Genomic DNA, 9,281 nt, shown 5'->3' with positions numbered 1-9,281 from the left:
TTGGTAGAGCTAGTGAGTTGTCCACAGTTCAACAAATTATTAAACAGCGCCAAATTCACACCATTTGCGAAGAAGGTCGTTGTCCTAATCGGGGGGAATGTTACGCCAACCAAACAGCTACTTTTTTATTAATGGGTCAAATTTGTACCAGAGCCTGCGGTTTTTGTCAGGTGGAAAAGGGCCAGGCTCCCATGACATTGGATCAGGATGAACCGAAAAAAGTAGCAGAAGCGGTGCAATTGTTGGGGCTTAAATATGTGGTATTAACTTCCGTCGCTAGGGATGATTTGGCCGATGGTGGCGCTGGTTGGTTTGTGCACGTGATGGAGCGCATTCGTCAGGAAAATTTCGCTACCGACATAGAAGTTTTAACGCCGGATTTTTGGGGTGGCATTGGTAGGGAAAGCAGCCAAAAGGAGCGGGTGTTGACGGTGGCCAAGGCTAAACCTATTTGCTATAACCATAACCTAGAAACAGTGGCTAGATTGCAGGGCAAAGTACGACGGGGAGCAAAATATCAACGTTCTCTGAATGTGTTGCGCTGGGTGAAGGAATTTGATCCCAGTATTTTTACCAAATCTGGGTTGATGTTGGGGCATGGAGAAACGGTGAATGAAATTGTCGAAACCCTCAAGGACTTGCGTTCCGTGGGTTGCGATCGCCTGACGTTAGGACAATATATGCAACCATCTTTAGAGCATCTAACCGTGCAAAAATATTGGACTCCAGAGGAGTTTGAACAGTTGGGTCAAATTGCCAGGGAATTGGGCTTTAGCCATGTGCGATCGGGGCCCTTGGTGCGGAGTTCTTACCATGCTGGAGAAGATTGATAAAAACAAAAAAGCAATGATTTATCCCCAAGAATTACCAGGGAATTGCGAGGAAATAAAGGGTGAAAATTAATGTTGACTATGCCATTGCCCAATATGCCCAGGGTCTGTTTTTAATGGCCGATGACCGCCATGGACTGGGTTGGTATTCCAGCGATCGCCATGCCTTAATTCCTCTGGATAATCAATTTCGTTATCCCAAATCTTTGCAACGGGTGCTCAATCAAAATCGTTTCCAGGTCAAAATTAATCAAGCTTTCACCGCTGTTTGTGAGGGATGTGCCGCCCGCCCTGAAACCTGGATTTCCCAAGAATTAATTGAGGTTTACCATACCTTTCACGTTGCCGGTTGGGCCCACAGCTTTGAAACTTGGTACGGCGATCGCCTAGCGGGGGGAATTTTGGGCATTGCTATCCGGGGGGCTTTCATTGGGGAATCGATGTTTTACAATGTCCCTGAAGCCTCTAAAGTTGCCATGGTTAAATTAGTGCAGCATTTGCGACAACGGGGCTATAAGTTATTCGATGCCCAGCTACAAAATCCCCACCTGGAAAGATTTGGAGCCTACGAAGTGGAAGAAAAAGATTATAAAAAGCAGTTAGAGAAAGCCCTCAGTTATCGTTGTCAGTTTACTTCCGAGCCTGATTTTTATGATTATGTAATTAATTTAACTGATTGACCTTTTCTTTTTCATAAAGAAAAAAATTATACTTTCTGTTTATGTCCAATTTAACACTAGTTCTAACCTGACGAATAAGGATTAATTGCTGAGATTTAAATCGATTACTTCTAGGTTTTATCCCTAGCAATTTTTCGTTCTGGACGATGGAGAAATTATTTCCATAACCAGTCAATTTCTAAAATAAAGTTCAGTAAAATGTTCTCCCCTAATAATTGATTTGATTTGACTAAAACCTCTTTGGGTTGATTACTGCGATAAACCTCTACCTGTTGATTCTGGGGATCAATTAACCATCCTAGGCGTAATCCAGAAGCCAAATACTCTTCCATTTTCGTTTGGGTTGCAGTTAAGGTTTCACTAGGAGAAAGCAGTTCCAACACAAAATCTGGGCAAATGGGTGGAAATTTTGCTCTTTCTTCGGTAGATAAATCTAGCCAATGTTCTTTTTTGATCCAAGCTATATCAGGCGATCGTCGTCTTCCTTGGGGAAGCTGAAAACAAGTGGAAGAGTCAAAGACAAAACCCAATTTATGTTTTCGGTTCCAGATAATAAAATCAGCTATTAATTCTGCATTCTTGCGGCCAATCTCGCCACCAGTGGGAGACATAATTAGCAATTCTCCTTGGGCATTTTCTTCAATGATCAATTCGGGATTTTGTTGGCAAATTTGGAAAAATTTATCTGAATCAATGGCGATCGCTGGCTGTAGCTTAAGGGTGGTTGTCATATTCTCTCCTGAGCAAAAAGGTGACGATGATGATTGTTCCAGCTCCTCTTTTAAAAGTATATTGGCAATATTTCTTTCAGTTTGTCTCCTAAATCGACCTAGTAAGGCGATTGCAGTTCTGGAGGAATTTTCTCTAGTTTTTCCCAGGCATGGGGTACCAAGGGGGCTTTTAAAGTATTCTCTGACTGGCGTGTCTTTACCTCAAATGTAGCTTCCACTTTTTGAGGCATAGTCTCCTGACATCCCAGTTAAACTCTAGCCCATTGTCAGCAAACCACTTCTCCGAAAATGGTGAAAAATCAAAAATGTCCGTTACCATGCCCATAGGGTTTGTCCCTCACCTGGACTAATGGCTCAGGAATTATGAATTTTTTGCATTAGATGGAATTTTTACCATGACCGCCGATCAACTGTTGATGTTAGTTGTCCTCCTCGTCCCCGGTATTTTGCTATCGGCCCTAGTGATGGGTAGTTTTGCTAAAGGGGGTTAACCAAACACAAAAAAGTTACCGGGGTGGAGATTGAGCCCGGTAAATCTAGCTAGGCTAATTGGGACAACCTAACAAACATCAAACCTAAACCAGGCTGTCTTTGCTCGCCATGGTCAACATTAAATCAATGACTCGACAGGAATAGCCCCATTCGTTGTCGTACCAAGAAACCACTTTAAAAAAGTTGCTGTTCAAGCCAATGCCGGCCCCGGCGTCAAAAATACTGGAACGGGGATCGGTGCGAAAATCCATGGACACCACATCATCTTCTGTGTAACCCAAAATGCCCTTGAGTTCCCCCTCGGAAGCGGTTTTCATGGCGGCGCAAATTTCCTCGTAACTGGTGGCTTTTGCCGTTTTAAAGGTTAGATCCACCACCGATACGTTGGGGGTCGGTACCCGAAAGGCCATGCCGGTCAATTTACCCTTTAGCTGTGGTAGTACCAAAGCCGCTGCCTTGGCCGCTCCGGTGGATGAGGGAATAATATTTTGGGCGGCTCCTCTACCCCCCCGGAAATCCTTTTTGCTCGGGCCATCGACGGTGGGTTGGGTGGCGGTCATGGCGTGGACTGTGGTCATCAATCCTTCCACAATGCCGAAATTGTCGTCTAATACTTTGGCGATCGGGGCCAGGCAATTGGTGGTGCAACTGGCATTGGAAACAATCTTGTCGGTGTCAGCGTTGTAGTCGAGATGATTTACCCCCACCACAAAGGTGGGAATTTTTTCAGGATCCTTACTAGGCGCGGAAATAACCACCCGTTTAGCGCCGGCTTTGAGATGATTTTCAGCGGTGACATAGGTAGTAAATAGGCCCGTGGACTCCACTACATAATCTGCCCCTAGCTCTCCCCAAGGTAATTGGGCGGGGTCCCGCTGGGAAAAACAAGGAATAAATTGGTCGTCAATGACAATGCCATCTTCTTTGGCCACTACAGTGCCACCGTAGGAACCATGGGTGGAATCGTATTTAAACAGATAGGCTAAGTTGGAGGCTGGTACGAGGTCGTTGATGCCCACTAGGGTAACTTGGGGGTTGGCCATGGCGATGCGGGCCACAAGACGGCCAATGCGGCCAAAGCCGTTGATGCCGATTTTTAACATTAAAAAAACTCCTGGGGAATAAATAGCAAAAAGATGACCCGGTCACACCAGGACATCTGACTTGCCCTAACGTTAACCCAGCTCTTCGGCAGGGAGATTAGCAAGAATACGAAAAAATGCTTAAATCTTTGCTTGGCGATCGCCGTGGTTGCCTGGGGAATAATTGGCAACAATGGTCGGATTTGGGCACAATGGGTAAATAGGACCGAATAAGGCCGGGCAAAAAAATTCTGACCACTGAGTTATGGGCTGGTCTATGTCCAGATTCTTTGACTGTTCTTAATTTTTTTCGAGACTGCAGAGATTTGCCCGCCGATGGATTGCCACTGTAAATCGTTAGGTTTTTGACTGAATATTTTGCCATGAACACCTCTTTGGCCTCCCCGAAAGCATTAGCTGGTTACACTACTCGCACCTATAATCGGGCCCAAAGGGCTTTCCAGTGTTGTCCCTTTTATCTGGACTTGTTTCGAGCCATGGCCCAGGCCAGTGTGCCCCTACCCACGATCGCCGGAGCCGGGGGAGTTAAGCAAGGTTTTTGTGGGCAAGTGTTGACGGAAAATCGAGTGGAGCGGGAGTTGATGTGGCTCATTCAGGTGGGGCTATTGCGGCGGGAAGTGGACGGCCAGGGTATTACCGACAGTTTTCGTCTCACACCGTTGGCTAAGCAAATCTTGGATCAATATCCTGGAGAGCAAAGGCAATTTCCTGCCCCTTCCCCGTGGAATCGTTTACAAAATCAGCTAGCCCGCTGGCTCACCCCCCTGGCCACCTTATTGGGTCGTGGGTAGTTTAAGTTCGTTCATATTTATCTTGAGGCAAAATTAAACAGGCAAAGAGCATGGCCCCAACTTACTCGTTGCTAACGGCAATGGCGATCGGGTAGGGAGAAGATCTGGAGCTTTAAAATTGGGGAGCAGGGTCGTGCTCTGGAGTTGGTTCCTTGAGCCATTGGTCAATATCCATACCCACTTGGATAGTTAAATCCGATCCTAGGTCGCCAACGGAGGAAGCTTCCACTACGCCGCCCCCCAGGGTTTGCCGTAGATAATGGGCACCATCCAAGTCCCCCCTCTGAACCAGAATTTTCGTCTCTGCTAATAGTTCCGGCGATTCTGATGTTTCATAGAAATTGCGGAAGTCCTTGGCAAGTAAATATTCCTTCATCCGTTCCAAGGCCTGGGGATCGTCAGTGGCATTTTGCAGAGCAATGCGTAATCGTTCTGGCGATCGCCCGGGGGTCTCAGCCCAGATGGGGACTTCTTCAATCACATCAAAATAGTTCCTGAGCACCTGCCGTTTGCCGGCATCAGACATCACCCAATAACTACGGCCATCAAATTCCGTGGGCTGGCTAAACCGCCCCGGTAACATCACCATTTGTACTTCCTGGCGATCGAGCTGACGCCCAAAATTGACCAAGGCCAAAATTTCCTCCATGGTCAAATTGGTGTCCACGGTTTTCTGCATAATACCGATCGCCTTAGGAATCCGGGTAATCATGCTGGGGTGGCTAAGGCGATTTTGTAGGGCTTTGAGCAGGGTTTCTTGGCGTTGCACCCGGCCAATATCCCCATTGGCGTCGTAGCGGAAACGAACAAATTGCTCTGCCTGGGCACCATTTAAGGTTTGCAGTCCAGCGGGCAAATCAATTAATAACTGCTGGGTTTTATCTTCGTAAAACATGGGGCGGGGCACAAACACTTCCACTCCCCCTACTAAATCCACCAATTCCTGTAACGCGTCGGTGGTGACCCGGACGTAACGGTCAATGGGCACTTCCCCCAAGTTGCGATTAATCACCCTCGCTGCCAACTGGGGGCCGCCATAGGCATTGGCATCATTGATTTTCGTATAGCCCACATCGGGGATGAAAACCCTGGTATCCCGGGGAATGGAGAGTAATTTCAAGCTATTTTCCCTGGGGTCGAACCGCACCAATAACATGGTGTCACTACGCCCACCAAACTCATCCACATTGGGTTCAGTTTCCGTCGGCTCCACCCGGTCAATGCCCATAACCAAAATATTGACGGGACGACTGATGTGGTAGGGAAATAAATCTCCCTGACCCGCTTCCACTCCGGTGGATTGACCCGGTATAACTTGCTGAACCAATCCCCTCGGCCCAGGAGTAAAAAAGCCGATACCCACTCCGGCGATCGCCGCTACGGTGGCGGTTAGGGTGACTAAACTCCCCCAAACTAAACCCTTACCTAGGGGGGGAAGGGCTCTTTTGGATCGCGGGACGCCCTGGTCAGATTCAGGGGCAGTATGGGGTCGGTAATGGGAACGAACTTTGACGGTGCTGGAGGACTGCAACGGAGCAGACTCGGTACTATTCGCCATACAACCTCAACACCACACTGAATTTTGGTAAACAAGCGGAAACTTAACCTATACAGATAACACCAAAGAGTCGATTGTTCCACCGATCTGTGCCGGATGGCAACGACCCCAGGACAGATTATTGAGTATTTTTGCTTAACGTAACAGTGGGGAAAGTTACCGTTTTTACCCATTCTTCCCCACTGGCGATCGCCTTGGTGCCCTGGTTTGACCTGGAGCCGGAGCATAGGGGCTAATCGAAACATTGTCACAAAAATTTGTGTTTTTTCACCGAAAAAGCAGTATAATGCCTTCGCTTGATAAAACCCTTTATAAAAAACAATTCCATGACCAAATCTGCCGTTCTTGCCAAACCCGCTGGCGATCGCCAAAAACAGGTTTACGAAACTCCCCAACAGGTGCAATACCTATACCTAGAAGCAGAAATAGACGTATTGCTGCGCCAACTCCAGACCTGTGGCCAAAAGGACAAATAGGGTCAACAGGGATGGCAACGGGGGCAGATCAACGCAGACGGGAAGATTGCACCAACAAAGCGATGCCCGCAATCAACCCCAGTAAATTGGGAAACCAAGCAGCGGTGAAGGGATCCAGGGCGCCCCAAATGCCCATGGACTCGCTCAAAAAAGAAAGTAGGTAATAGAAGAAAATTAAGCCCACACAGATCCCAAAGCTAGTGGCTTTGTTGGTATTCTGCGGCCGTACTCCGATCGCCGCTCCGATGAGGCCAAACACAAAACAGACAAAGGGCAGGGCATACTTCTTCTGGATGCGGACTTCTAGTTTACGTACCTTTTTGTCGTCCCCACTTAACCGCAGTACTTCTAGATAGCGGCGGGACTGGGCAATGGTCATTTCACCATCCTTCCGTTCCTGACTAGCTAAATCCAAGGGTGCCCGGGGCAACGCCAATTGTTGATGACGAAAGCGGACAATATTCCGGTAAGAACCGTCGGGGGCAATGAGGTACACCGTGCCATCGTAGAAATCCCAAGTATTTTCAGAAATATTCCAACTGGCCCTTTCCGCTGTGAGCACTTGGTTAACCCCGCTCTGGGTACGGTCAAGAATGGTCAGCCCCTTCATTTCGCTGCCGTTGAATTCTTCGGCGTAGAAGAGGCGCTTCAAAATATTTTTCTCGTTGCCGTCCGGTTGCCGCACTGGGCCGTATTCCGGATAAATAATATTTTGTTCTTGCCGGGGGGGGCGGTCTTGGTGTACAGCCCGGTCTAGGGTAGCTAACGCTTCATAACTGGCGGCCGGGGTAATACGGTCATTGAAAACAAAGGCAATGCCAGTTACCACCATGCCAAACAGGAGGGCCGGCACTACTAGACGGTAAATGCTCACCCCAATGCTACGGAGGGCAATCAGTTCGCTGTCGCTGGAAAGACGGCTATAGGCCATTAAACTAGCCAAAAGCATGGACATGGGAAAGGCCAGCACCACAAATTCCGGCATTTTTAAGAAGAGAATCTTCACCGCAATGTCCATGGGCAAGCCTGATTCCGTCACCCGTCGCACCAGGTCAAAAAGAGTCCCAATGGAAAGGGCCAGGGAGGTGAACATGCCCATGCCAAAAATGAACGGCAAGAACAGTTCCACAAACAGGTACCGGTCCATGACGGACAAACGGGGCCAACGGAATTGAAATCTACTTTGTTTGAAGGTGCCAACGGCCATAGTCGAGAAATAGTAGGAAAATAGGGCGGTGAAGCTAACTTAACTGCAATTTTTCGGATTAATGAGTTTAATGTAGGCAGTTCCGCCAATTAGAGTATTTTGGGCATTGTACCGGCAACAACCCATGGTCAATTGGTTATAGTCCATGGCAATGGTACCCCCACCGGACTTTTACCATACCAACAATCCTGAATTAATAATGGCGATCACGCTCCAGGTCAAAAATTGCCTTTTCCCAATACCAGTGCTCCGGGCGATCGGGATGTTTGGCCCGTAGGTTGCTCACCAACCTTTCCGCCACCTGGGCATTACCGGCAATGCGAATTAGATCCCGCCGCAACTTTCCGGGCACCCTGACTGATGTTGGGCGGGAAGCTTGGATGGCTTGCTTGAAACCCGATGAATTACGGCGGCCTCTGCCCCGGGCAATTTTCCGACCGGATCGGCGCCTAGCCCACCAGATCAAGGCCCACAACAGGGCGATCGCCAAAATTAGGGGCAACATTACCTTGCTCTCCCAGGATTAGTCCCTTCTGTTCTGTCTGAGCCTAACATTATCTTCCCATTGCTTTTTCATCACAGACTTGCCATGGGCGCAATACTCTGTTACATTTATTTACATAGACAACCCTCCCAGCTCGTAACTACATTCTTAACCATGAACAACGAAAACACTAAATTTGGATTCACCGCCTTCGCCGAAAACTGGAATGGTCGCTTGGCCATGATCGGTTTCTCCTCTGCCCTGATCCTCGAGCTCGTCTCTGGGCAAGGTGTACTTCACTTCTTCGGCATTCTGTAATTTTTCGATTTACCCTAACTTTTTTAGGTTTTCTCGCCTAGGGCATCTGTAGTAAAGTGCCCCGGCAACCTCCGTTAATCTCAAGACTTGATTGGGCTACTGTTTTAGCAGTAGTCTTTTTTTTCTTTTTGTAGCTGAAGTGAGCCTTTCTGCGGTGAGTATTCCCGAAAACCCCCTGTTATCCAACCTACCTTCCCCCTGTTTTGTGTTGGCAGAGGAATTGTTACAACAAAATTTGGCGATTTTCGAGCGGTTGCAGCAATCCGCCCCCATCGAGGTAATGTTAGCCCTGAAGGGTTTTGCCCTCTTTCCCTGTTTTCCTTGGTTGCGTTCGGGGTTGGGGGGGGCTTCGGCTAGTTCCCTCTGGGAGGCACGGCTGGCGGCGGAGGAATTTGGCAAAGAAGTGCATGTTTATGCGCCCACCTACCGCCCCGATGATCTGCCGGCCATTATCCCTTTGGCGAGCCACATCACCTTCAATTCCCTAGGACAATGGCACCGTTATGGGGAATTGTTGCGCAATACAACGGTAAAGGCAGGGTTACGCATTAATCCAGAATATTCCCCCGTGCAGACCGATCTTTATAATCCCTGTGTGCCCGGTTCCCGCC

At 48.3% G+C, this 9,281-nt stretch carries 11 protein-coding genes and 1 pseudogene; 6 read left to right on the top strand and 6 right to left on the bottom strand.

The genetic code is table 11. From position 1 onward, the window contains the following. Both lipA and aat read left to right on the top strand, forming a co-directional pair. Positions 1-830, top strand: an 830-nt coding sequence (lipA, locus tag IQ219_RS12220; protein WP_194072778.1) for a lipoyl synthase, incomplete at its 5' end; no start/stop codon positions are given. Between the two features lie 62 nt (positions 831-892). Further along, positions 893-1,510, top strand: a complete 618-nt coding sequence (gene aat, locus IQ219_RS12215) for a leucyl/phenylalanyl-tRNA--protein transferase (protein WP_190598815.1) — start codon at positions 893-895, stop codon at positions 1,508-1,510. Between the two features lie 155 nt (positions 1,511-1,665). On the opposite strand, the gene IQ219_RS12210 is transcribed toward aat, so the two are convergent. From IQ219_RS12210 to IQ219_RS12200, 3 genes are all read right to left on the bottom strand, one after another. Then, on the bottom strand, positions 1,666-2,241 hold the full coding sequence (locus IQ219_RS12210) for a Uma2 family endonuclease (RefSeq protein ID WP_194072777.1): 576 nt from the start codon (positions 2,239-2,241) through the stop codon (positions 1,666-1,668). 575 nt (positions 2,242-2,816) lie between these two features. Then, entirely contained in the window at positions 2,817-3,836 is a 1,020-nt protein-coding gene (gene gap / locus IQ219_RS12205; RefSeq protein ID WP_194072776.1) for a type I glyceraldehyde-3-phosphate dehydrogenase, read from the bottom strand. Then, positions 3,836-4,009 carry a hypothetical protein gene (locus IQ219_RS12200; RefSeq protein WP_194072775.1) on the bottom strand — a complete coding sequence of 58 codons (174 nt, stop codon included), beginning with the start codon at positions 4,007-4,009 and terminating at the stop codon, positions 3,836-3,838. Before IQ219_RS12200 ends, gap begins: the two co-directional genes overlap by 1 nt. Positions 4,010-4,198: 189 nt before the next feature. Between IQ219_RS12200 and IQ219_RS12195 the strand changes: the two genes are divergently transcribed. Then, a complete protein-coding gene (locus tag IQ219_RS12195) occupies positions 4,199-4,627 on the top strand; it encodes an Npun_F0494 family protein (protein ID WP_194072774.1) in 429 nt (142 codons plus the stop codon). A gap of 112 nt (positions 4,628-4,739) precedes the next feature. Here IQ219_RS12195 and IQ219_RS12190 read toward each other — a convergent pair whose 3' ends face one another. After that, positions 4,740-6,185, bottom strand: coding sequence for an LCP family protein (locus IQ219_RS12190; protein ID WP_194072773.1), 1,446 nt, complete (start codon positions 6,183-6,185; stop codon positions 4,740-4,742). Between the two features lie 326 nt (positions 6,186-6,511). On the opposite strand from IQ219_RS12190, the gene IQ219_RS12185 reads away from it, so the two are divergent. Then, complete coding sequence (locus IQ219_RS12185; RefSeq protein WP_190598820.1) at positions 6,512-6,661, top strand: hypothetical protein; 150 nt, start codon at positions 6,512-6,514, stop codon at positions 6,659-6,661. Positions 6,662-6,689: 28 nt separating this feature from the next. On the opposite strand, the gene IQ219_RS12180 is transcribed toward IQ219_RS12185, so the two are convergent. Together IQ219_RS12180 and IQ219_RS12175 are read right to left on the bottom strand one after the other, a co-directional pair. Continuing rightward, on the bottom strand, positions 6,690-7,868 hold the full coding sequence (locus tag IQ219_RS12180) for an LptF/LptG family permease (RefSeq protein WP_190598821.1): 1,179 nt from the start codon (positions 7,866-7,868) through the stop codon (positions 6,690-6,692). A 193-nt stretch (positions 7,869-8,061) separates the two neighbouring features. Then, the gene (locus IQ219_RS12175; protein WP_190598822.1) at positions 8,062-8,373 is read right to left on the bottom strand and encodes a hypothetical protein; all 312 of its coding nucleotides are present in this window, start codon (positions 8,371-8,373) and stop codon (positions 8,062-8,064) included. Between the two features lie 84 nt (positions 8,374-8,457). On the opposite strand from IQ219_RS12175, the gene IQ219_RS12170 reads away from it, so the two are divergent. Both IQ219_RS12170 and IQ219_RS12165 read left to right on the top strand, forming a co-directional pair. Next, a complete protein-coding gene (locus IQ219_RS12170; RefSeq protein ID WP_199309756.1) occupies positions 8,458-8,670 on the top strand; it encodes a high light inducible protein in 213 nt (70 codons plus the stop codon). Between the two features lie 139 nt (positions 8,671-8,809). Continuing rightward, a pseudogene (locus IQ219_RS12165) lies at positions 8,810-9,281 on the top strand (carboxynorspermidine decarboxylase); the annotation flags it as partial.

The sequence above is a fragment of the Synechocystis sp. LEGE 06083 genome, assembly GCF_015207725.1.
Lineage (GTDB): Bacteria > Cyanobacteriota > Cyanobacteriia > Cyanobacteriales > Microcystaceae > Synechocystis > Synechocystis salina.
Note: the sequence above shows the minus strand (reverse complement) of the source record. Positions and strands in the feature narration are given on the sequence as shown.